A 22419-nucleotide genomic window follows, 5' to 3' on the forward strand; every position below is an offset into this window, starting at 1 on the left:
TGCTTATTTTGCCTCAATATGAGTTTTATGACTCGCGCGATGACGCGTTTTCTCCGATGAGTCACAGAGATTCGCCAGGTGATTACCCTTGAGTGATCTAAATGAGGCATTTTAGGTTTTGACCGATACTCATTTAGAGCCTTCAATGGAGCTCAACGATCCCTCCCGCGCCGCCGCCCGGCAGCCGGTATTTCGCTCTGGAGACGCCTCATGTCCGCCGACGCCGCCCAATCGGGCAACCGCCCGATCACCATGGACGACTGGTACAAATGTCCGCTCGACCGCAAGACGCTCAAGGACGTCACGCGCCGTAACGACCACGTGGCGCTCGCGTATTTCGGCGGCCTGATGGCGCTCGTGATCGCGACGGGCGTGCTTGCGTGGTTCGCGCTCGGCACGCTCTGGATCGTGCCCGCGCTGCTGCTGTACGGCACGATCTACGCGTTCGCGGAAGCGATGGAGCACGAGTTGCGTCATCGCACGCCGTTTCGCAGCGAATGGCTCAATGCGGCGGTGCATTGGGTGATCTGCTTCATGACGTGGCGCGAGCAGATTTATAGCCGCTGGTCGCACGCGCAGCATCACACCTATACGCATCTCACGGCCACCGTGCCCGCCGACGCCGAGCTCGCGGTCAAGCGTCCGCCCAATTACTTCAAACTCGCTACCGATTTTCTGCGTGTTTCGCACGGCATTCATCACCTCGGCAATATCGTGCTGCATAGCTTCGGCGTGATTTCGAAGGGCGCGAAAGCGGTGGTGCCGCCTGTCGAATATCGCGCAATGTGCCGTAATTCAAGGGTGATTCTGGTGCTCTATGTGGGCGTGGGCGCGTGGGCGATCGTCGCGCAAAGCTGGCTGCCGGTGGTGTTTCTTTTGTTGCCGCGTTCGTATGGCGCGTGGCTGCATGAATTGCTGGCGATCACGCAGCACACGGGATTGCGTGAAAACGAACTCGATCATCGTTTTTCGACGCGCACGCTGCGTCTGAATCCTGTGTTGCAGTTTCTCTACTGGAATATGAATTACCACGTCGAACATCATATGTTCCCCAACGTGCCGTTTCATGCGCTGCCGAAATTGCGCCGCGCGATCGAACAGGATTTGCCGCCCGCTTACGACGGATTGTTCGCCGCGTGGGGCGAGATCGTGCACGTGTTTCGCATGCAGCGCCGCGATCCCGATTACATGATGATACCGGTAGTGCCAGGCAAGACGGCGGGCATGGCGCGCGCCGGTTCGCATCCCGATGAAGCGGTTGCGATGAATGTCGCGGAATCCCGCTAAAGACCGATAAGGATCGATAAAACGCCCCGCAATTCACGGAGGAGACGCATGAACATCCTGCAATGGCACGAGGTTGGCGCGAGCGACGATCTCGAAGAAGAAGACGTGATGGAGTTCGAGCACGAAGGCGCGCTATACGCGATCTATCACACACCCACGGGTTTTTATGCATCGGCGGGTATGTGCACGCATGAAACCGCGCGTCTCGCGCAAGGGCTGGTGTTCGGCGAAATTATCGAATGTCCCATGCATATGGGCCGATTTCATATTCCAACCGGCGCCGCGAAAGGCGCACCCGTGTGCGTGAATCTCGTCGTGCATCCGGTGAAAGTGGAAAGCGGAAGACTCTTTATCGGACTCGCCGCCGAGTGACGTTATCCATGCACGGCAACGAATAACAACGGCATCAAGGAGACAACCATGAATACAGCATTTCGCACGATGTTGCGCGCCTTGCCTGCCTGCGCGCTCGCGGTCACACTCGCGCTCGACATGAACGCCGCGGTGCAGGCGGAACCGGTCGCGCATTTCGATTTCATTTCGCACGCGCCCGATTCAGATGCGTGGTGGAACACCGTGAAAAACGGTATCAAACAGGCCGACGACGATTTCAACGTGCAAACCGATTACCGCAATCCGCCCAACGGAGACATCGCCGATATGGTGCAACTGGTGAATCAGGCGGCCGCGCGTAATTACGACGGCGTGGTCACGACCATTGCCGATTTCGATTTGCTGAAAGGCGCGCTCGGCAAACTCAAAGCGAAGGATATTCCGTTCATCACGGCCAATACCGGCACCGAACAGCAAAGCGCGCAACTCGGTGCGCTCATGCACGTGGGGCAACCCGAATATCTCGCGGGCAAGGAAGCCGGTTTGCGCGCGAAAGCGGACGGCGTAAAGACGTTTCTGTGCGTGAATCATTACGCGACGAATCCGCTGTCGTTCGAGCGCTGCCGCGGTTTTGCCGAAGCCATTGGCGCCGATATGAAAACGTCGGTGCTCGACGCGGGCACCGATCCGACTGCCATCGAATCGAAAGTGAGCGCGTATTTGCGCAATCATCCGAATACGCAGGCCGTGTTGACCTTGGGCCCGACCTCGGCGGATCCGACCATTCGCGCGGTAAAAAATCTCGGCCTCGCGGGCAAGATCTGGTTCGCGACTTTCGATATCGATACGGATGTCGCCAAGGCAATCAAGGACGGCACCGTGAAATTCTGCACCGATCAGCAGCCGTATTTGCAGGGCTATATTCCGGTCGCGATGCTCGCGATCATGCATAAAAACAAAAACACGAATATCGATCAGGCGCGCGCGGAACTCGAAAAGAATCCGAAGTTTCAGCAGCGGCTCAAGGACTACGGTTTGAAGCCGGTGTATGAGGCGCGCAATATTGCGTCGGGGCCGGGCTTTATCACGCAGCAGAATATCCAGCAGGTGTCCGCGCTGGCGGGCCAATATCGCTGAACGAGGAGGTCGACGATGAGTGCGAGCGAAGCGATGGTGGTGATCGGCGCGGGGCAGTGCGGCGCGCGTGCGGTGCAGGTGTTGCGCGACGAAGGCTGGGACGGTCCGGTGACGCTCATCGGCGAAGAGACGCACGCGCCCTATGAGCGGCCGCCGCTTTCGAAAGCGGTGCTGCTCGGCGAGCGCTCGCCCGCGCAATGCGCGGTGCACGGCGAGGCGTTTTATCGGGAGCGCGAGGTGGATTGGCGAGGCGCGTGCGGGGCGATGTCGATTGATCGCGCGGCGCGCAGGGTCGCGTTATCGAACGGCGAAACCGTTGCGTATCGGCGCTTGCTGATCGCGACGGGCGCCACGCCGCGCTGCCTGAGCTTGCCCGGTCATGCGCTCGCGGGCGTGCACGTGCTGCGTAACGCCGACGACGCCCTCGCGATTGCCGCCGAACTCGAACCGGGCCGCTGCATCGCCGTGATTGGCGCAGGTTTTATCGGGCTGGAAGTGGCGGCGTCGGCGGTGCAGCGTGGCTGCCGCGCGGTGGTGCTCGAAGCCGCGCCGCGTGCGTTGATGCGTGCCGTGCCGGCCGAAGTCGCACAACGGCTCGTCGATCTGCATCGCGAGCGTGGCGTGGAAATCCGCTTCGATGTGCGGATCGATCATCTGGAAGGCGACGATCGTATTCGCGCCGTCGTGCTCGCGGACGGCTCGCGCGTGACATGCGATGCGTTGATCGTTGGCATCGGCGTGACGCCACGTGTGGAACTGGCGCAGCAGGCGGGGCTCGATCTCGCGGAAGGCGGCATTGCGGTCGATGCCCTGTTGCGCACGAGCGATCCGCACATCTACGCGGCGGGCGATGTGTGCGCGTTCACGCATCCGCTGTATGGGCGGAGGATTCGCCTCGAATGCTGGCGCAATGCCGAGGATCAGGCGCGCACGGCGGCGCTCAACATGCTCGGCGGCGAGGAGACGCATCGCGCGGTGCCGTGGTTCTGGTCCGATCAATTCGACCGCACGATTCAGATCGCGGGCCTGCCCGCGTTCGGCACGGCCACGGCGCGGCGCGAAACCGGCGCGGCGTCGACGATCTTCTTTGCACTCGACGACGACGGCGTGCTGGTCGGCGCGAGCGGCGTGGGTCCGAACAGCGAGATCGCGCGCGAGGTCCGCATCGCGCAGGAACTGATCGCGCGCCGTGCGCGTATCGCGCCCGAGCGTCTCGCGGATCGCAGCGTCAAAATGAAATCGCTGCTGTCCGAGGAGGTGCAATGAGCCAGCGTCTGCTCGTGTTTCAGTCGATGTGGGCGATGGAGCGCCGGCATAGCGACGGCTTCGAGCGCTCGCTCGAAGAGAACGTGGCGCTGATCACCGAGGCCGGTTTCGACGGCGTGAGCGCGCATTACACCGATCGCGCGGCGGTGCGCCGTCTCGCGCAGTTGCGTGCGGCGCGCGGGCTCGATGCGGAAGGGCAGTGCTTTCCGCAAACCATCGACGACCTGCAGCCGGTGCTCGAAAACGCAGTGGAGTGCGGCGTGCATCACATCGACCTGCAGCCCGACGTGCGGCCGCGCACCGTGGCCGAAGCCGTGCGTCTGCTCGACGGCTGGCAACGTCTCGCGGAGCAGGTCACGTTTCCGGTTTATATCGAAACGCATCGTGATCGCATGACGACGGATCTGTTTTTCACGCTCGATCTGCTCGATGAGCGGCCGGGAATGAAACTGCTCGGCGATATTTCGCATTACCTGGTCGGGCGCGAATTCGCATGGCCGGTGTCCGACGAAAACCACGCGCTGATGCACCGCATCCTCGATCATTGCTGGGCGTTTCATGGCCGTGTGGCGAGCCGCGAGCAGGTGCAGATCGAATTGTCGTTCGAGCCGCATCGCATGTGGGTCGATCTGTTCATGGGCTGGTGGCGTTACGGCTTCGAGTCGTGGCGCAGGCGCGCGGGCGCGCATGACACGCTGTCGTTCACGTGCGAACTCGGGCCGAAGCCTTACGCGATTATCGGCCGCGACGGCAACGATACGACCGATCGCTGGGCCGAATCGCTGCTGTTGCGCGACTGGATACGCGCGCTGTGGCAAGAGATCGACACGCAGCAGGGCGCACGCACGGTTGGCGCAGCGGCGGGCTGAGGAGCAGGGTAGCTCGGCCGGCGTTCCACCCGCCGGCTTTTGAACGTGCCAACGCGCACGGACGAGCGATAGGGGTTGCGGCCCCTATCGCTTTCTTTTTTGCGCGGCGCGTGGTTGGGTGTCAGCGCAGCGACCGGCGCAGCGCGCCGAGTTCGTCGTGCAGCCGCAGGCAGAGCGCCGTGTGCGAGGCGTTTTGCGCGCGCAATTGCGCGTCGAGCGTGAGGACGATTTCGCCGAGTGCGTCGATTCTGTCGAGCAGCGGGTCGGACGTGGGATGCGGCGTGGTCGCGGTGTCGTTCGGTTCGTCGTGCGCTTCGTCGTGCGCTTCGTCTCGGTGCATGGCGTGCGCGGTCACGGTGGCGCATGCGCAATCGGCTGCTGCGGGTGCGCTGGCGATTTCGGCTTCGGGCTGTATGGCCGCAGTGGCTGGAGTTCCGGCAGCGACCGGCACGGCGGCAGGTTCAGGATCGAACAACGACTTCAGGAGCATCGGGATTCTCATGGCGGCAAGGAAGACGAAAGGTCGGCGAAAAACAGGGCCGTCATGGTCGCATCGTCGCGAAATTGTCTGTCCTGAAAACCGGGGCGCCGCTTTGCCGTCTGGCGCATTTTGCTCGTCTGGTTGAAGCGGATCGCCCACGCGTCATAGAATGACCACGCCGTTCATTCTGGAGCCGCCCGATGCCCCCCGTTGCGAAATCCCCTGCCAAGCCCCGCGAAGTCTGGCTGATCCGTCATGGTGAAACCGAGTGGAGCCGCACCGGCCAGCACACGGGCCGTACCGATATCGCGCTGACCGAGCACGGTCGCGAGCAGGCGCGCGCGCTTGCGAAGCCGCTCGCCGAAGTGCATTTCGACGCCGTGCTCGCGAGCCCGATGTCGCGCGCCATCGAGACCTGCAAGCTCGCCGGTCTCGGCGATCGCGTGGTCGTGTCCGCCGATCTGCTCGAATGGAATTACGGGGTCTACGAAGGCCGCACCACGCCGGAGATCCGCGAGACCGAACCGGACTGGAGCGTGTGGCGCTCGTCGATCGCGCAAGGCGAGAGCCTCGCGCAGATCGAGACGCGTGCGCGCGGCGTGGTCGAAAGCCTGCTCTCGATGGTTGGAAACGGTGGACGCGTGGCCGTGTTTTCGCATGCCCATTTCCTGCGCACGCTGGCGGGCTGCTGGGTCGGCGACTCGGCCGCGCTGGGCGCGCATTTCTACCTCGATACGGCCTCGATCAGCGTGCTTGGTTTCGACCGCGAAAGTCGCGCCGTGCGTCGCTGGAATGCGATTCCCGAAGGCTGCCGGTAAGCCTCGCGTCGGCGGGCAAAAAAAAGCCGCCCGGCAAGCAGGCGGCATAAAGTCGAAGTTAACAAGCATGAAAAAAGCGGGAATCAGCAAATTCCCTGCTCTTTCTCGTACAGCGATCCGCGATAGAAACGCCATGAAATCGCGGTAAAAAAGGCGCCTCCGTGACTGTGGAGACGCCTTTTTTTGTTGCCTGCGAATTCGGCCCGGATGAACCGGTCCGAATTCGCAGCGTGGCTTAGAAGCGGTGGCGCATGCCGACCGTTGCCGCCACCTGGCTTTGCGTCGACGAATTGCCGATCAGGCCGGCGATGTTGGCCGTGTTGCCGATCACTTCCGAACCGTTGTCGTAGACATTGCCCGAAGCGTGCTGGTAGGCGCCGGCCACGTAGACGTCGGTGCGCTTGCTCAGCGAATAGTCGAGCGCGAGGGTGGCCGAGTGCCACTTCGGATCGCTCGAGCTCGTGCCCGCGCCGGTCGTCTTGCCGTACGTGAACGTGTAGTTGCCCACGATCGCGAGTGCCGGCGTGAGGCTGTACGTGCCGTTGACTTCGATATTGTCGAAGCGTGCGTTCAGGCCGGTGACGCCGAACGAAGCACCTTGAATGCGCGTGTGCGTGTACAGCACGCCAGCCGTGCCCGGACCGAACGCGTAGGTCGCGCCGACGCCGTACGTGCGCTTCACGTCGCCGCCCAGCAGCGTCGTGGCTGCGGCGTTGGAGTTCGTGGTGCCGTTGATGTCGGTGTTGGTCTGGTCATACGCGGCAGCGACCGTGAGCGGGCCTGCCGAGTAGCCGGCGCCCACGCTCCATGCGCGGCCGTTCGAGAACTGGCCCGGGTCGTTGCTGAAGCCATAGAGGCCGCCGAAGTGGAAGCCGGCGTAGTTGGCGCTTTCATACTTGATCGAGTTGTTGATCGAGTATTGCGCACCGATGTTGTCGTTGTTGTACGGGTGGGCGGCGAGATTCACCACGCCTGCCTGGCCGGCGAGCGACAGCGGCGAGAGATAGTCGACGACCGAGTCGTATTGCTTGCCGAGCGTGACCGTACCGTACTGGTTGCTCTGAATACCGACGTACGCTTGACGATTGAACATCGAGCCGTTGCTGAAGCCGCCGTTCGACAGGCTGAAACCCGATTCCAACTTGAAGATTGCCTTCAGGCCGCCGCCGAGGTCTTCAGCGCCCTTCAAACCGAAATAGGTATTCGAGAGCAGGCTGCTCGACTGAAGCCAGTCGCTATGGCCGCCCGCGTTGTTGACATACGCGATACCTGCGTCGAGCGAGCCATACAGCGTGACGCTGCTTTGTGCGTGAGCGGCAATACCGAAAGCGCTGAGCGCCGCTGCCACGACCAATTTCTTATTGAATTTCACGTTCATTCTGCACGTTCCTGTTTCTGAGGCAATTACTCATAGACAAGCTGAATATGAGCGGGGTAAATCTGCCGGGTTGGGACGGACGAAATATATCGCTGTCGCAGGCCAATGCCGTTGCACTCATCCAACAGATCCGGTCTATACCGTCATGATTTGAGATAACGCAAATAATCTTTTACGAAATGAAATGTCCCTGCCATGTGGTGATCTCGCCAGCCTTTATGCGCTGCAGGTCGCATAATCGGCATGCTTTTAGGGCATTGGCGTCATCGCGGGTCAATCTGGCGTCCGGAATAAAAAGATAGAAAAAGGACTAACGAATCGCCGGGAGAGGCGCTGCTAGAAGGTTTGGAGCGGATCAGGGTGAAGCAGCGGGCGCGCTAATGGGTTCAATTGTTGGCTTCCGGGCGATGGGCGATCCGCGCGGAGATTGAATTGTGTGGAATTGTCAGAAAACGGCGAAACTCGGTTCATTTCCGAGCGATTCGGGGCAATGACGCCGTATTGCGGAATTTCGCGATGTCTGTATAGCGGAGCGTTGTGCGCGACCTGTTGGGCAGATAGTGCGTCATTCCGCCACAGTTTAAATATGGCATTGGCGAATTAGGGGGGATGATCGTTTTCGTTCCCGATGTCGAAAATGCGCACCGCCATAACGGCAGAAAAACCCACGATTAGATAGTGCATGCAGAAAACAGTCGAACGACACCCAGGCGACGAATTCCGGCGCGGCAGCTGGGCGTTTCGACGGCTTCCATACGCGCTCGTGAGGCGCAATCCGCTACGACAATAGAACCGACGCAATTACGCCGCGAGCCCGCTCGCACATAGCAGTCAGGCGACTTTTCATAGCACGAGAAAATCGTTCAACCGCCTGCGCAAATCCTCAAAGATGACGGAACCGCTCACTCCTCTCATCTTTCAGGAAACCGATCATGAGCCAGCGCACTGCCTCCGACGACGCCATCAAATTCGCCTACTGGGTGCCGAACGTGAGCGGCGGTCTCGTCGTGAGCAAGATCGAGCAACGCACCGACTGGAGCCTCGAATACAACCAGAAGCTCGCGCAGACCGCTGAAAAAGCGGGCTTCGACTACGCGCTCAGCCAGATCCGCTTCACGGCCGGTTACGGCGCGCAGTATCAGCATGAATCAGTGTCGTTCAGTCAGGCCCTGCTGCATGCCACCACGAAGCTCAAGGTGATCGCCGCGATCCTGCCCGGTCCGTGGCATCCGGCCGTGGTCGCCAAGCAGATCGCGACCATCGACCATATTTCGAACGGGCGCATCGCCATCAACATCGTGAGCGGCTGGTTCAAGGACGAATTCACGTCGATTGGCGAGGCGTGGCTCGAGCACGACGAGCGCTACCGGCGCTCGAACGAATTCATTCAGGCGGTGAAGGGCATCTGGACGCAGGACAACTTCACGTTCAAGGGAGACTTCTATCGCTTCAACAACTACACGCTGAGTCCGAAGCCGGTGCAGAAGCCGCATCCGGAAGTGTTTCAGGGCGGCAGTTCGCGCGCCGCGCGCGACAACGCAGCCAGTGTGTCCGACTGGTACTTCACGAACGGCAACACGGTGGAGAATCTCAAGGCGCAGATCGACGACATTCGCGCGAAAGCCGAGAAGAACCAGCACAGCGTGAAGATTGGCGTGAATGCGTTCGTGATCGCGCGCGATACGGAAGAGGAAGCCCGCGCGGTGCTCGACGACATCGTGCGCCACGCCCACGTGGAAGCGGTGGAGGCCTTCGGCAGCGCGGTGAAAGAGGCGGGCAAGGCCTCGCCCGAAGGCGAGGGCAACTGGGCGAAGTCGACCTTCGAGGACCTCGTGCAGTACAACGACGGCTTCCGCACCAACCTGATCGGCACGCCGCGCCAGATCGCGGAGCGCATCGTCGCGCTCAAGGCGATTGGCGTCGACCTCGTGCTCGCGGGTTTCCTGCACTTCATCGAAGAAGTGGAGTACTTCGGCGCGAAGGTTCTGCCGCTCGTGCGCGAACTGGAACGCGAGCGCGAATCCCAGCCGGCGTAAGCGCCGGCTATTGACGATGTCATGATTTTAATTACATTTTCATCGGATGTTTTATTGGTCTGATGAAAATGTAATCATAATGCGGCGAAAAGCGAACCCGGCCCGTAATTCAAATTAGAAATAGCATTAAAGCAGGGCCGGTATCCATCGAACATAATTTTTCGCCCGCCTCTTCAGTTCCCCTCAAGTGCGCCGTTATAGGCCTCAAGTGGTCCGAATTCGCGATCATCGCACGACGCCGTGCGCGCACCGAAGCAAAAATTTCCTGATATGGATGCGATCTCGACGGTAATAAATTTAATTATCGGCAATTCGGTTTTGTATTGCCTTATGTAACACTTTCTTACGTCGAATTGGTATATATCAGGAGAAATGCCAGGTAAGATCTGCCGCCGCGAATGATCTGATTTTAAGCAGTGAATTTGCCGCTTCGGCTCTCCGAAGGCGCATGTCCCCCAAATCCCCTTGGGAACCCGCGCAAGGCCGCAAGTCCCGACGACGCAATCGCTGCAACGGCGCGCTCACGGCGCGCCTGCGCCCAGGCGAAAAGGACAGATACGCCGGTTCGACCGGGCGCGCCAGCCGCGCCCTCGTATTGACGGACGAAGTGCGCATTCGACCGATGCGCGGCGTCCGCCGACCTCTCATACCAGACCTTCGGCCTGCAGCCGGGCGCGCGAGCGCCGCTGCCGGCTGGGCGTCGCTTTGCCTATTACAAACGATGAAGCCCATACTTATTTTGCTCTCCTCATCGCTGCTACTGGCGGCTTGCGGGGGAGGCGGGTCCGGGGGGACCGGTTCGGACGCCACGAACGCCAACTCATCGGGCGGCGCGCAGAACGCGGGCTCGAACGCCGTCAACGCCAGTGGCGGCACCAACTCGCCCGTCGTGGCGAAGGGCGCGATGACCTGCGGCGCACCTTCGGCCTCGAGCGCGACGGCCAGCAGCACGCTCGTTTCCGCCGATACGCCGAGCGCGCAAAGCGGCCGCATCTTCGCCTCGGGCGCGAGCTTTCCGGTGACGATCGTGACCAACGCCGCGTCGCCCGATACGCTGAACTGGTCGATCGCCGATCAACTCGGCAACGTGGCCGCGAGCGGCAGCACGCCGGTCACGGCCGGCGCGGTGACCACGACGGTGAACTGCTCGTCGACGCTCGCGGATTACTTCGCGATCTCCGCGTCGCTCGCCAGCGAAGGCGGCCAGATTCCCTCGGCCGGCACGCGGCCCGCGGGTAACGCGACCTTCGGCGTGCTGCCCGATCTGGGCAGCGTGATTCCCGCGGTGACGTATGCGCATCAGGACCTGCACCGCTTCGGCATGCAAGGCGAGGACGACAACGGCGCGGTGCTTTCGGCGCTCGGCATTTCGTGGCAGCTCGACCATCGCGAGCTCTACAACATGGAGCCGAACGGGCCTAACACTTTCAATCCGAACGCCAATAATCTCGATCCGTTCTTCACCTCGGGCAACGTGATGCGCCTGATCCGTCTCGACGGTATTCCGGCGTGGGCCAGCCCGACGAACGCCTTCGAGGACGAGACGCTGCCGCCCACCGATCTCTCGTACTATCAGGATTACATGAGCCGCGTGGGCACCGAGTCGAATTTGATTCGGAGTACGTATTTCAAGAATCAGTCGGCGAACTATTATCAGCTTACGTGGGAGCCGGACGCGCAGTGGGCGGGCACGAACGCGCAGTTCGTGCAGCTTTATCAGACCGTCTATCAGGGACTGCATTCGACCGATCCGCACGCCGTGCTGATGGGTCCGGCCGACACCGCGCCGTCTGGCACCGCCGACCAGTTGCGCACGCTCGCCTCGCTCGGCTTCGCGCAGTATCTCGACGGCGTGACCACGCACGGCTATTACGACATCAATGGCACGTCGCCATCGTATCCGCCCGAGCGGCTGGCGAGCGATCCGTCGACGGCGTCGGGTTCGCTGATCGGCCAGATGCGCACGCTGCGCAGCGAAATGGCCGCCGACTACAAGCCCGGCATGAAGCTGTTCCAGACCGAAGTGGGCATCAGCTACGACAACGGCTCGTCGTATGGCGCGAACTACCCGACGGCCAACGTGCTGTACGCACAGGGCGCGGTGGCGGCGCGCGCGCACCTGATCGCACTCGGCGAAGGCGCCGACCAGACGTGGGTGTTCTACGGCGCAGACTTCCCGGGTCTCGTGGGCTACGGCACGTTCTTCGATCTCGCCGATGCGCAAGGCCAGTACGGCGCGACCAACATCAGCCCGAAACCGGCGGCGATGGCTGTGGCGGCGATGACGCGCATCATCGACGGCACCAACACGCTCGGCCCGGTCAATGGCGTGCCGTCCGGCGTCTACGCCTACGCGTTCCAGCAGCTGAACAACGGCTCGGTGATCACGGCGCTCTGGACCCACAACAACACCGTGTGGAACGCGAGCGCGGGTTATAGCTCGACGTACAGCACCGCGTACAGCCTCGCGGTGGACGCGCCGGGCACGAGCGGCACGGTCACGGTGCTCGACATGATGGGCAATCCGTCGACGGTGGCTTACAGCAACGGCACGCTCACGCTGAACCTCACGGAATCGCCGGTCTACGTGGTGTCGAACAACGCGACGGTGGCCAAGGCCAACACGACGCTGCCGACGGGCTACGTGCCGAACTGAGGCACCGCGCGCGAACTTCGCGCCAGGGCTTAGTGCGGAATCGGCTGCTTGATCGCATCGTGCTCGCCGGCGACGGCGAACACGAGGATCTGCGCCGGTTCCGTCGCGCTGGCGTTGCGCGCGAGAATGTGATGCGAGCCGGGCGGCTCGTACCACGCCTCGCCGGGGCCATAGGTGCGCGCGGGCGAGCCTTCGATCTGCGATTCGATATGGCCCTGCGTGACGTAGGCAAACACCGAACCCTTGTGCATGTGCGGCTCGGACGCCTGCCCCGGCGCGAACGTCACGGTGGCGATCAGCACGTTCTTGCCGGGCGCCTCGGGAATCGCCTGCTTCATGACCGGGGCGATGGTTTCGCTCGCGCGGTCGTGCGCCTGGGATTCGTGCGCCTGCGCCACGCTCATCGACGCGAGCGCGATCATCAGCGACGCAAAAGGTGCGAGCGCGGATTGCGGAATCGTCTTCATGGCGCGCCTCTTACGCGGGCAGCTTGCGGAACGCGATCGCAAGACGGTTCCAGCTGTTGATCGCGTTGATCAGCAGGGTCAGGTCGACGATTTCGGCGTCGCTGAAATGCGGCTTGACGGCTTCCCAGACCGCGTCGGGCACGTGCTCGTGCGAGACCAGCGTGAGCGCCTCGGTCCATTCGAGCGCGGCGCGCTCGCGTTCCGTGAAGAAGGGCGTCTCGCGCCACACCACGACGGTGGCCAGACGGCGTTCGGTTTCGCCGCCCTTGCGCGCGTCGCTCACGTGCATGTCGACGCAGTAGGCGCAGCCGTTGATCTGCGAGGCGCGCAGGCGCACGAGTTCGGCGAGCGGCTTTTCGATGCCGCTCTTTTCGACGCGTTCTTCGAGTCCGAGCAGAGCCTTGATGGCATTCGGATTGGCGCGGTAGAAGTCGAGACGCTGTTGCATGATCGTTCCTTCGAGGTGGGCCGCGCCGGGGAAGGGTGGCGCGATGAACGTCATCGTAGTCGCGGCAGCGGCTATTCGATATAGCCAGTTTTTGGCTATTTCAGGTAGCCACTTTGCCGCCGCCTTTATTGCTTCCTGTGGGGCCGCACGAAGGCGGCGTCGCCTGCGCGCGAACGCCGATTCTGTTAACATGCGCGCTCCCGTCCGTCCGGACTTCGGCGCGTGCGCCTGCATGTTCTCGCGCGCTGCGCCGTAACGGGTCTCGTACGCAGGCCTGCCGGCGCACCGTCCAGGTGCATCCGGACCGAACGCGCCGCGCGTCTTGTCGCGTGGTTCGCGGCCTGTTTCAAGTCCGTTTTCAGCCCGTTTTCCCGTCTTTTTCCGGTCTACCGCCCGCACCATGGAATCCGCCCGTTCCACTCCGAGCCGTTCCACGGCGCCGTTTTCGTTCTCCGCGCTGCGCAGCGAATTGCTCGCCGGCATCACGTCCTCGTTCGCGCTGGTGCCCGAGTGCATCGCGTTCGCGCTCGTCGCGCACCTGAATCCGCTGATGGGGCTCTACGGCGCGTTCTTCATCTGCACGATCACGGCGCTGTTCGGCGGCCGACCCGGCATGATCAGCGGCGCGGCGGGCTCGATGGCCGTGGTGATCGTCGCGCTGGTGGTGCAGCACGGCCCGCAGTATCTGTTCGCGACCGTCGTGCTCGGCGGCCTGCTGATGATGCTGTTCGGCGCGCTCAAGCTCGGCAAGCTCATCCGCATGGTGCCGCACCCGGTCATGCTCGGTTTCGTGAACGGCCTCGCGATCATCATCGCGCGCGCGCAGTTCGAGCACTTCAAGATGCCGGGCGCGCACGGCATGGAATGGATGCACGGCCAGGCGCTCTGGCTGATGTGCAGCCTCGTCGCGCTGACGATGGCGATCGTTTTCGTGATGCCGCGTCTGACGAAGGCCGTGCCGCCCGCGCTGGTGGCGATCGTCGGCGTGGGCGCGGCGGCGGCGTTGCTGCATCTGCCCGCGCGCACGCTCGGCGACATGGCGCACATCGCGGGCGGCTTGCCCGTGTTTTCGATTCCGGGCGTGCCGCTGAATCTGGAGACGCTGCGCATCGTGCTGCCCTATGCGGTGCTAATGTCGCTCGTCGGCCTGCTGGAAACGCTGCTTACGCTCAATCTGACCGACGACGTGACCGCCTCGCGCGGCCAGCCCAACCGCGAATGCGTGGCGCTCGGCGCGGCCAACGTGGTGTCGGGGCTGTTCGGCGCGATGGGCGGTTGCGCGATGATCGGCCAGACCGTCATCAACCTCGGCTCGGGCGGACGCCGCCGTCTGTCCGGCGTGACGAGCGGCGTGATGATCCTGCTCTTTATTCTGTTCCTGTCGCCGCTGATCGAGCGCATTCCGCTCGCCGCGCTGGTGGGCGTGATGTTCATCGTGGCGGGTCAGACGTTCGCGTGGGGTTCGCTGCGCGTGCTGCACAAGGTGCCGCGCAACGACGCCGTGGTGATCGTCGCGGTGACGGTCATTACCGTCTGCACCGATCTGGCGACCGCCGTGATGTGCGGGATCGTGATCGCCTCGCTGAATTTCGCGTGGCAGCACGCGCGCGAATTCCGCTGCGAGATGCGCGACGAGCCGTCGGGCGAGCGCGTCTACACGCTGCGCGGGACGCTGTTCTTCGCCTCGGCGGCGCAGTTCCAGACGCTGTTCGATCCGGCGCGCGATCCGGCGCAGGTGCGCCTCGACTGCGCGCATCTGCAGGTGGCCGATCACTCGGCCATCGCCGCGCTCGAAGCGGTGCAGGCGCGCTACGAGCGTGCGGGCAAGCATCTGTCGTTCGCCCATCTCTCGCCGCGTTGCAGCGGCCTGCTCGCGCGCGCCGATGCGGACGTGCGGCTGGCGGCGGAACGCGCGTCCTGATTGTTGCGGTGAGCGGCGCGCGTCGATCTCGCGGCGCTTAAGCTTTCGGTAACGCGTCGAGCGCTCGCGCGACGCGCGCGATCACCTCATCCCAATCGCCTGGCGCGCGCTGCTGGAACAGCCGCGCGCGCGGATACCACGGCGAATCGTCGCGCTCGCGCAGCCAGCGCCAGCACGCGTCGTAGCGCGACAGAATCCACACCGGCTTGCCGAGCGCGCCCGCGAGGTGCGCCATCGACGTATCGACGGTAATCACGAGATCGAGTGCATCGACGATGGCGGCCGTATCGGCGAAATCCTGCGCCGCGTCCATCGGATCGAGCGGACGCAGTTCGGGCGGCAGCGCGTGGATCTGCGGCTGCGTCGCTTCCCCTTTTTGCAGACTCACGAAGCGCACGCCGGGCACGCGCAGGATCGGCAGCCAGTCGCGTGCGTGCGTGGAGCGGCGCTGGTCGATCGCGTTCATCCGCCGATCGTGCGAACGCGGCGCGCCCGCCCAGACGACGCCGACCTTGAACCCGCCCGCCGGCAGCCGCTCGCGCCAGCTTTGCGCGAGCGCGGCGTCCGCGCGCAGATAAGGCATGGGCGCGGGAATCGTCTCGACCGTGGTGCCGAAGCGCAGCGGCAGGCTCATCATGAAACACCAGTAGTCGTGGCGCGGGATCGTGCCCTGGCCATCGAGCACGTAGACGTCGTCCACGTGTTCTAGGCTCTTGAACAGCCGTCCGAGCACGGGTCCGCACGCGACGCTCACGCGCGCCGCGCCGCGCGCCTTCAGCAGCGTGACGTAGCGGCAGAATTGCAGGTCGTCGCCATAACCCTGCTCGGGCCAGACGATGATCGACTTGCCGGCGAGCGGTTCGCCGCTCCAGCGCGGCCACGGCACCGGTGGCAGTTTCACCGCGTGTTCGCCGACGGTTTCGTCGTGACGCGCCTCGTAGAGCGGCCAGGCTTCGGCATAGCGGCCGTTGCGCAGCAGCAGCATCGCCAGATTGCCCTTGACGACGGTGTAGTCGGGCCGCAGCGCGAGCGCCTGACGATAGGCGGCGATCGCTTCATCGGTGCGCGCCTGCTGGTTGAGCGCGTTGCCGAGATTGTTGTGCGCCTCGGGCACGCTCGGGTCGGCCGCGAGCGCGCGCCGGAACGCCGCCTCGGCCTCGGGCTGGCGGTTCAGGTCGAGCAGCAGCAGGCCGAGATTGTTGTTGGCGTGCAGATTGTCGGGCTCGCGTTCGAGTATGTGCCGATATTCGGCGTGCGCCTCGTCCAGACGCTGCGTGTGCCAGAGCAGCAGCGCGAGATTGCTGCGGGATCCTGCGTGATCGGGGGCGATGGCGAGCGCATGGCGCAGCACGGTTTCGGCTTCGGCGACGCGGTTCTGGTCGCGCAAGGCGAGTCCGAGATTGCCGAGCGCCGAAGGCCAGTCCGGCTCGATCGCGAGCGCCGCGCGCCAGGCGTGTTCGGCCTGCGCGGCCTGCTTGCGCGCGTAGAAGCGGTTGCCGAGCGCGAGCAAAGCGGTGGCGAGTGCGGGGGAGGAGGCGGGTGGCGCGTGGTCGGTATCGGCGAGATGCTCTGCGTCGGCTCGTTCGAGCGCGTGCAGGCAGCGCGCCGCGAGATGCAGCGCCTCGCGATTGGCCGGATCGTGTTCGAGCAGGGCGTCGAGCGCCGCGAGCGCCTCGGCGTGGCGGCCTGCGGCGTAAAGCGCGTGAGAGGCGAGGGGATCGATCGTGGGCGTATTCATGGCGGGACGGGGCGGACGTTGGACCTGCCCCAGCGTAGGCGCGCGCCATCTCACTATCCATCGGCCAAATCCGAATTTTCCGACAGCCGATGAGAAAGCGCGCGCGCCGCCGCGCGCCCTACCAGACGCGATAAACCCGCCCCGTCTGCACGCCTTCCACGCTGCGCTGGTACGCGAGCGCCACGCGCTGCGCAGGCACGCTTTCGAAGCCGGGGAAGAAGCCCGCGAAGCGTTCCAGCGACTCGGTCAGCACGGTCGGGCTCACCACGTTGATGCGCCGGTTGCCGCGCAATTCCGTGGCGGCGGCGCACACGAAGCCCTCGATCGCGCAGTTCACGGCAGTCGCGTTCGCGCCCTGCGCGATGGGCTCTTCGGCGATGATGCCGCTCGTCAGCGTGATCGAGCCGCCGTCGCTCAGATAGTGCTGGCCGATCAGCGCGAGCCGCACCTGGCCGAGCAGCTTGTCCTGCAAGCCGATGTCGAACTGCGCCGCGCTCATGTCCGCGAGGGGCCCGAAATGGACGTGACCGGTCGCCGAGACGATCGCGTCCACCGTCCCGACCTCGCGGAACAGCGCGGTGACGCTGGCGTCGTCGGTGAGATCGGTGCGGTATGCGCCGCTCGTGCGGCCCACGGGCACGATCGTGTGCGTTTCGCCCAGCGTCTGCGCGATCGCGCCGCCCACGGCGCCGCTTGCGCCAACCAGAAGGATCTTCATGTGCAACGCTCCATCGAAAAGAGAACGGGATGTCCACACTATCTGCCTGACACCGAAAAGAATAAATGGACGATAATTTCTCTCACTTGAAACCGGGAGTTAGTAATCATGGACCGGCTGCGCAGCATCGAAGTGTTCGTGAGCGCCGTGGACAGCGGCAGTTTCAGCGCGGCGGCGCGCGCGCTGGACCTGAGTCCGGTCATGGTGGGCAAGCACGTGCGGCAACTGGAGACGCATCTGGGCGCGCAACTGCTCCAGCGCAACACGCGCGCGCAAAGCCTGACCGATGCGGGCCGCCGCTTCTACGAGGAAAGCCGCAAGGTGCTGGAGCAACTGGCGCTGGCGGAGGCGTCGGTGGAGAGTCTGCGCGCCGAGCCGCGCGGCACGCTGCGCATCAGCGCGGCGACCACGCTGGGCGCGTGCGTGGTCGCGCCGCTGGCGGCGGCCTATCAGAACGCGCATCCTCAGGTGCGTATCGACCTCGATCTGAGCAACGGCGTGGTCGATCTCGTGGATGAAGGTTTCGATGTCGCGGTGCGCATCGGCGCGCTCGATCCGGACCTCGATCTGATCGCCCGCCCGCTCGGCCAGTACCGCATGACGATCTGCGCCGCGCCCGCGTATCTGGCGCGGCACGGCACGCCGCGCACGCTCGCCGACCTCGCCGATCATCGCTGCCTGAGCCACGCGGTCTGGGATCGCCGCAACGGCTGGCGGCTGCTCGGCGACAACCGCTGGCCCGAGCAGACGGACTTCGTCTGCAACGACGGCCACGGTCTGCGCCAGGCCGCGCTGCACGGCGCGGGGCTGCTGCTGCAACCGGCCATTCTCGTCGCCGACGATCTGGCGTCGGGCCGCCTCGTCAGCGTGCTCGACGCGTTCGCGCCCGAAGGGCGGCCGGTGTACGCGCTGTATCGGCAGGACCGGCAGCCGTTGCCGAAGATCCGCAGCTTCGTCGATTTCCTCGCGGAGCACGCGGCGGCGCAGCTCGGCTGAGCGAGTCGAACCGGACGAAAATCGCGCTTGACCTGGAGCGCGCTCGAAGTCTCACCATCGTGGCTGTCGTTGAGGGGAAGCACATGAAAATTGGCGATGTGGCCAGCCTGACGGGCTTGTCGGTCCATACGATCCGTTATTACGAGCGCATCGGCCTGATTCCGTTCGCGTTGCGCGACGGGTCCGGGCAGCGCGCGTACGACCGCTCGATTCTCGACTGGCTCGCTTTTCTCGGCCGTCTGAAGACCACCGGCATGCCGATTCAGGGCATGTTGCGCTACGCCACGTTGCGCGCCGAAGGCGCCGCGACCGAAGCCGAGCGCTGCGCCTTGCTCGTCGAGCATCGCGACGCGGTGCGCGCCCATATCGCCGAATTGCAGACGTGCCTCCTCGCGCTCGACGCCAAGATCGAAGGCTATTCGACCGCTCCTATTTCTTCGCAGAGGCACGCGCATGCAAACCGTCACGAACCCGACGAATCCGACCCTTCAACAAGCCGCGCAGGCAGCGCCCGGCGGCGCGGAGGAAAGCCGCCTCGCGCGCGGCCTGCGCATGCTGACGGCGATTGACGGCCACGCGGGCGAGCAGGTGGTGGCCTCGCTTGCCGATATCGCGCCGGACTTCGCCACGTATCTGCTGGAGTTTCCGTTCGGCGACATCTACGCGCGGCCCGGTCTCGATCTGCGCGCGCGGGAGATCGCGACCATCGCGGCGCTGACCGCGCTCGGCCACGCGCAGCCGCAGCTCAAGGTGCATATCGCGGCGGGCCTGAACGTGGGCCTGAGCGAAGCGGAGATCGTCGAGACCATCATGCAGATGGCGGTGTATGCGGGCTTTCCCGCCGCGCTCAACGGCTTGTTCGCCGCGCGCGAGGTATTCGCGGCGCGGCGTGCGCGCAACGAGGGCGCTGAAACGGCTACATCGTCTGAATCCGCCGATGCCGGCGCGCCGGCGCAAGCCGCCTGAACCCCGTGGGCGATCCGGCGGCGTGCGCGCGCATGCCGCTCAGAACAGCGTGAACGGCATGCCCACGACGAGCCGGTATTCCATGTTGCTCGCGTCGGCGTAGTACTTCGAGCCGTGATGCCACATCGCGATGAACGAGATCTTCGTGTCCTTGAAGCGGCCGCTTTGCAGCGTGTACGACGGGATGAAACCGAACTCGTGATGCGAGCCGTGCACGGGCTGGCCGTTCCTCCAGTAGAGCCCGGAATCCGGATTGGCCGCCGCGCCCGCCGACGCATTCGCGCCCCAGCCCAGCGCGTACCAGAGCATCGCCTTCGCGCCCGGCAGCCCGGCATATTTGCCGTCGAATCCATAGCGCACCTGGAACGACTTCTCGTGCGGCGCGTTGTAATCGACGTCCATCGAATTGACGAGATAGATGCCGTTGGTCTCGTTCACGTAATCGAAGAACTGATCGCCGAGAATCTGCTGGAAGCCGAACAACAGCGAATGCGCGCCGTGCTGCGCGGCCAGTGACACGCTGTACGCGTTGTTGTTGATATGGCCTTGCTTGCCGCCGCCCACGCTGTGCGTCGAGTAGATATTCGCGAAGCCGGTCCACTTGAGCGTCGACGGATCGCCGAAACTCTGCTGCACGGAACCGTAGTACTGACGCCAGACATCATCGGCCTGATTGGCGAACAGCGCGACGCTGCCGTTCGGGCTGTAATCCCACGTGCCGCCCATGTAGCTGAAGCGTTTGAACGCGACGCCGCCGTATGACGTCGTGAGGTCGGTGAGATTGGTGTGGCCGCGGGCGTTGACCTTCGTGAAGCTGCCCGCCTGCAGCACGGCGTTCGGCACGTCGCGGCTCACCAGCGAGACGCCCATGAAGGTGGGCGGCAGCGCGCGGTTGTCGTGCGGCTCGAAGAACGGGTTGTCGTCGACCATGTGCAGGCCGTATTTGACGACCGTGTCCGAGACGCGCGCCTTCACGTCGTAGACGCCCGGATAGCCCCACGCGAGTTGATTCGAGCCGCCGCCGCCTTTGGCCACGTGCACCATGTTGCCGGCGCCCGCGCCGCCGTCGAGCTTGAGCGCGCCGTACAGCGACGCATCCACGCCGAAGCCGATCGGCCCTTGCGTGAAGCCCGAGGTGTAGTCGAGCATCGCGCCCTGCACCCACGCGTGACGATGCGGACCGCCTTCCATGTCGAGCACGTCGGCGTAATTACGCAGGTTGAGCGTCAGATGACTGTCGCCGATCAAGCCCTTGCTGGCGGCCTGCTCCGATTGCGCGCGCGGCGGGTTGTCGGCACGCACGGCCTGGTTGCTGCCTTGATCGGGCGTGGGCGCGGCGAGTTGTTCGGGCGCGTTCGGTGCGAGCAGCGGTTCGACCTGCGTTTGCGCGCGTTGCTGCGTTGTTTGCTGCATTGATTTGCGTGACTGCTTGCGCTTCGCTTTACGCTTCGCCTTATGTGTCGATGTCGTGCCCGCTTTCGCCGTGGACGTGGCGGAATTCGTGCCGCTGACGGGCGCCGCTTCAGCCACGTTCGCGCCAATCGATACCGCAAGCGAAATCGCCAATACCGATGCGGCCGTCGCCAGCGTCGTGCTCCTGATGCTCTGGTCTCGTTTCATGGTGTGTCTCGGATTGTGTTGTCGTCGGTTCATGGCAATTGATAAGGATTGCCAATCTGTCTGGTTAAACATCCGCATGCGCGAGGCATGCGGATGGCTCAGGCAGCGGGAGGATCGCCGGCCATGCGCGGATGCCAGCAGGCGGCGATCGAATGGGTCGCGCCGTGCATGCGCAGCGCGGGTGTCTGGGTGGCGCACACCGCGAGCGCGCGCGAGCAGCGCGTGCGGAACGCACAGCCCGAAGGCGGATTCAGCGGCGACGGAATTTCGCCGCTCAACAGCGGCACTTCGCGTGCGCGGGCCAGCGCGGGATCGGGCAGCGGCACGGCGTCGAGCAGCGCCTGGGTGTACGGATGCCGCGCCGAGCGGTAGAGCGCGTCGCGCTCGCCCAGCTCCATCACGCGGCCCAGATACATCACCATCACGCGATGGCTGATCGTCTTCACCACGGCGAGGTCGTGCGCGACGAACAGCAGCGAAAGCGCGAGTTCGCGTTGCAGGTCGCGCAGCAGATTGACGATCTGCGCCTGGATCGACACATCGAGCGCGGAAACCGGCTCGTCGCAGATCACGAGTCCCGGTTCGCCGATCAGCGCGCGCGCGATGCCCACGCGTTGACACTGTCCGCCCGAAAATTCATGCGCGCGCCGCGCGGCGTGATGCGCGTTCAGGCCCACGCGTTCGAGCATCGTGAGCACGCGCCGCGCGATTTCCTGGCGGCCGAGTTGCGGCGCATGCGTGACGAGCGGTTCGGCGACGATCTGCGCGATCGACATGCGCGGATCGAGCGAGGCGAGCGGATCCTGAAAGATCATCTGCGCTTCGCGGCGCAGCGTGCCGAGCCGGCGGCGCGCGCCGTGCACGGTTTCTTCGCCGCGCCACGTCACGCTGCCGCCCGCAACCGGCGTGAGGCCGATCACGGCGCGCGCGAGCGTCGATTTTCCGCAGCCCGATTCGCCGACGAGCCCGAGCGTTTCGCCGCGCCGCACGTCGAACGACACGCCGTCCACGGCGCGCAGCGTCGCCTGTTGCCACGGCCAGTGGCCGCGCTTCACGCGAAAGTGCACGGCGAGATCGCGCACGCTCAGCAGCGTGTCGGCGGCGGCGATGTCGGATGTTCTGATGAGCGAGGCGTTCATGCGTGCGCTCCTCGCGCGACGGGAGCGGGCAAGTGGCAAGCGCGTTCGCGCGCACCGGATGCGCGCAGCAGCGGTGTTTCCTGGTGACAGCGTTCGAACGCTTGCGCGCAGCGCGGCGCGAAGGCGCAGCCCTGGCCGCCGCTGC

20 protein-coding genes are annotated in these 22419 nt (G+C 64.3%); 12 read left to right on the top strand and 8 right to left on the bottom strand.

All coding sequences use genetic code 11. The annotated features are described in order from the left end of the window. Positions 1 to 210: 210 nt before the first annotated feature. From G3N97_RS11445 to G3N97_RS11465, 5 genes are all read left to right on the top strand, one after another. Positions 211 to 1287, top strand: a complete 1077-nt coding sequence (locus G3N97_RS11445) for a fatty acid desaturase (protein WP_205993312.1) — start codon at positions 211 to 213, stop codon at positions 1285 to 1287. Between the two features lie 48 nt (positions 1288 to 1335). After that, on the top strand, positions 1336 to 1659 hold the full coding sequence (locus tag G3N97_RS11450) for a non-heme iron oxygenase ferredoxin subunit (protein ID WP_205993313.1): 324 nt from the start codon (positions 1336 to 1338) through the stop codon (positions 1657 to 1659). Between the two features lie 120 nt (positions 1660 to 1779). Beyond that, the gene (locus G3N97_RS11455; protein WP_241030530.1) at positions 1780 to 2757 is read left to right on the top strand and encodes a sugar ABC transporter substrate-binding protein; all 978 of its coding nucleotides are present in this window, start codon (positions 1780 to 1782) and stop codon (positions 2755 to 2757) included. 15 nt (positions 2758 to 2772) lie between these two features. After that, positions 2773 to 4023 carry an FAD-dependent oxidoreductase gene (locus G3N97_RS11460; RefSeq protein ID WP_205993314.1) on the top strand — a complete coding sequence of 417 codons (1251 nt, stop codon included), beginning with the start codon at positions 2773 to 2775 and terminating at the stop codon, positions 4021 to 4023. Next, positions 4020 to 4892: a sugar phosphate isomerase/epimerase gene (locus G3N97_RS11465; RefSeq protein ID WP_205993315.1), complete on the top strand. Its 873-nt coding sequence runs from the start codon at positions 4020 to 4022 to the stop codon at positions 4890 to 4892. Before G3N97_RS11460 ends, G3N97_RS11465 begins: the two co-directional genes overlap by 4 nt. Positions 4893 to 5013: 121 nt before the next feature. On the opposite strand, the gene G3N97_RS11470 is transcribed toward G3N97_RS11465, so the two are convergent. After that, entirely contained in the window at positions 5014 to 5382 is a 369-nt protein-coding gene (locus G3N97_RS11470) for a hypothetical protein (protein ID WP_205993316.1), read from the bottom strand. Between the two features lie 191 nt (positions 5383 to 5573). Here G3N97_RS11470 and G3N97_RS11475 point away from each other — a divergent pair, with 191 nt between their 5' ends. Next, positions 5574 to 6191 (top strand): histidine phosphatase family protein, encoded by a 618-nt coding sequence (locus tag G3N97_RS11475; protein ID WP_205993317.1) that lies wholly within the window; start codon positions 5574 to 5576, stop codon positions 6189 to 6191. Positions 6192 to 6426: 235 nt separating this feature from the next. On the opposite strand, the gene G3N97_RS11480 is transcribed toward G3N97_RS11475, so the two are convergent. After that, complete coding sequence (locus G3N97_RS11480; protein ID WP_205993318.1) at positions 6427 to 7569, bottom strand: porin; 1143 nt, start codon at positions 7567 to 7569, stop codon at positions 6427 to 6429. Between the two features lie 932 nt (positions 7570 to 8501). Here G3N97_RS11480 and sfnG point away from each other — a divergent pair. Then, positions 8502 to 9605 (top strand): dimethylsulfone monooxygenase SfnG, encoded by a 1104-nt coding sequence (sfnG, locus tag G3N97_RS11485; protein ID WP_205993319.1) that lies wholly within the window; start codon positions 8502 to 8504, stop codon positions 9603 to 9605. Between the two features lie 721 nt (positions 9606 to 10326). After that, complete coding sequence (locus tag G3N97_RS11490; protein WP_205993320.1) at positions 10327 to 12261, top strand: hypothetical protein; 1935 nt, start codon at positions 10327 to 10329, stop codon at positions 12259 to 12261. Between the two features lie 29 nt (positions 12262 to 12290). Here G3N97_RS11490 and G3N97_RS11495 read toward each other — a convergent pair whose 3' ends face one another. After that, positions 12291 to 12665 (bottom strand): cupin domain-containing protein, encoded by a 375-nt coding sequence (locus G3N97_RS11495; protein WP_241030531.1) that lies wholly within the window; start codon positions 12663 to 12665, stop codon positions 12291 to 12293. A gap of 73 nt (positions 12666 to 12738) precedes the next feature. Then, complete coding sequence (locus G3N97_RS11500) at positions 12739 to 13176, bottom strand: carboxymuconolactone decarboxylase family protein (protein WP_205993322.1); 438 nt, start codon at positions 13174 to 13176, stop codon at positions 12739 to 12741. Between the two features lie 400 nt (positions 13177 to 13576). On the opposite strand from G3N97_RS11500, the gene G3N97_RS11505 reads away from it, so the two are divergent. Next, the gene (locus G3N97_RS11505; RefSeq protein WP_205993323.1) at positions 13577 to 15097 is read left to right on the top strand and encodes a SulP family inorganic anion transporter; all 1521 of its coding nucleotides are present in this window, start codon (positions 13577 to 13579) and stop codon (positions 15095 to 15097) included. Positions 15098 to 15134: 37 nt separating this feature from the next. On the opposite strand, the gene G3N97_RS11510 is transcribed toward G3N97_RS11505, so the two are convergent. After that, positions 15135 to 16835, bottom strand: a complete 1701-nt coding sequence (locus G3N97_RS11510) for a tetratricopeptide repeat-containing glycosyltransferase family protein (RefSeq protein WP_205993324.1) — start codon at positions 16833 to 16835, stop codon at positions 15135 to 15137. A gap of 118 nt (positions 16836 to 16953) precedes the next feature. Beyond that, entirely contained in the window at positions 16954 to 17553 is a 600-nt protein-coding gene (locus G3N97_RS11515; RefSeq protein ID WP_205993325.1) for a short chain dehydrogenase, read from the bottom strand. A gap of 108 nt (positions 17554 to 17661) precedes the next feature. Between G3N97_RS11515 and G3N97_RS11520 the strand changes: the two genes are divergently transcribed. From G3N97_RS11520 to G3N97_RS11530, 3 genes are all read left to right on the top strand, one after another. Next, complete coding sequence (locus G3N97_RS11520) at positions 17662 to 18549, top strand: LysR family transcriptional regulator (RefSeq protein WP_205993326.1); 888 nt, start codon at positions 17662 to 17664, stop codon at positions 18547 to 18549. Between the two features lie 83 nt (positions 18550 to 18632). Further along, on the top strand, positions 18633 to 19118 hold the full coding sequence (locus G3N97_RS11525; RefSeq protein WP_205993327.1) for a MerR family transcriptional regulator: 486 nt from the start codon (positions 18633 to 18635) through the stop codon (positions 19116 to 19118). Then, positions 19102 to 19515, top strand: coding sequence for a carboxymuconolactone decarboxylase family protein (locus G3N97_RS11530; RefSeq protein ID WP_205993328.1), 414 nt, complete (start codon positions 19102 to 19104; stop codon positions 19513 to 19515). Before G3N97_RS11525 ends, G3N97_RS11530 begins: the two co-directional genes overlap by 17 nt. A 39-nt stretch (positions 19516 to 19554) precedes the next feature. Here the strand turns inward: G3N97_RS11530 and G3N97_RS11535 are convergent, their stop codons facing one another. Both G3N97_RS11535 and G3N97_RS11540 read right to left on the bottom strand, forming a co-directional pair. Beyond that, positions 19555 to 21135, bottom strand: coding sequence for an OprD family outer membrane porin (locus G3N97_RS11535; RefSeq protein WP_205993329.1), 1581 nt, complete (start codon positions 21133 to 21135; stop codon positions 19555 to 19557). 98 nt (positions 21136 to 21233) lie between these two features. Then, positions 21234 to 22274 (bottom strand): oligopeptide/dipeptide ABC transporter ATP-binding protein, encoded by a 1041-nt coding sequence (locus G3N97_RS11540; RefSeq protein WP_205993330.1) that lies wholly within the window; start codon positions 22272 to 22274, stop codon positions 21234 to 21236. Positions 22275 to 22419 lie beyond the last annotated feature (145 nt).

The organism is Paraburkholderia sp. Ac-20347, assembly GCF_017104805.1.
Lineage (GTDB): Bacteria > Pseudomonadota > Gammaproteobacteria > Burkholderiales > Burkholderiaceae > Paraburkholderia > Paraburkholderia tropica.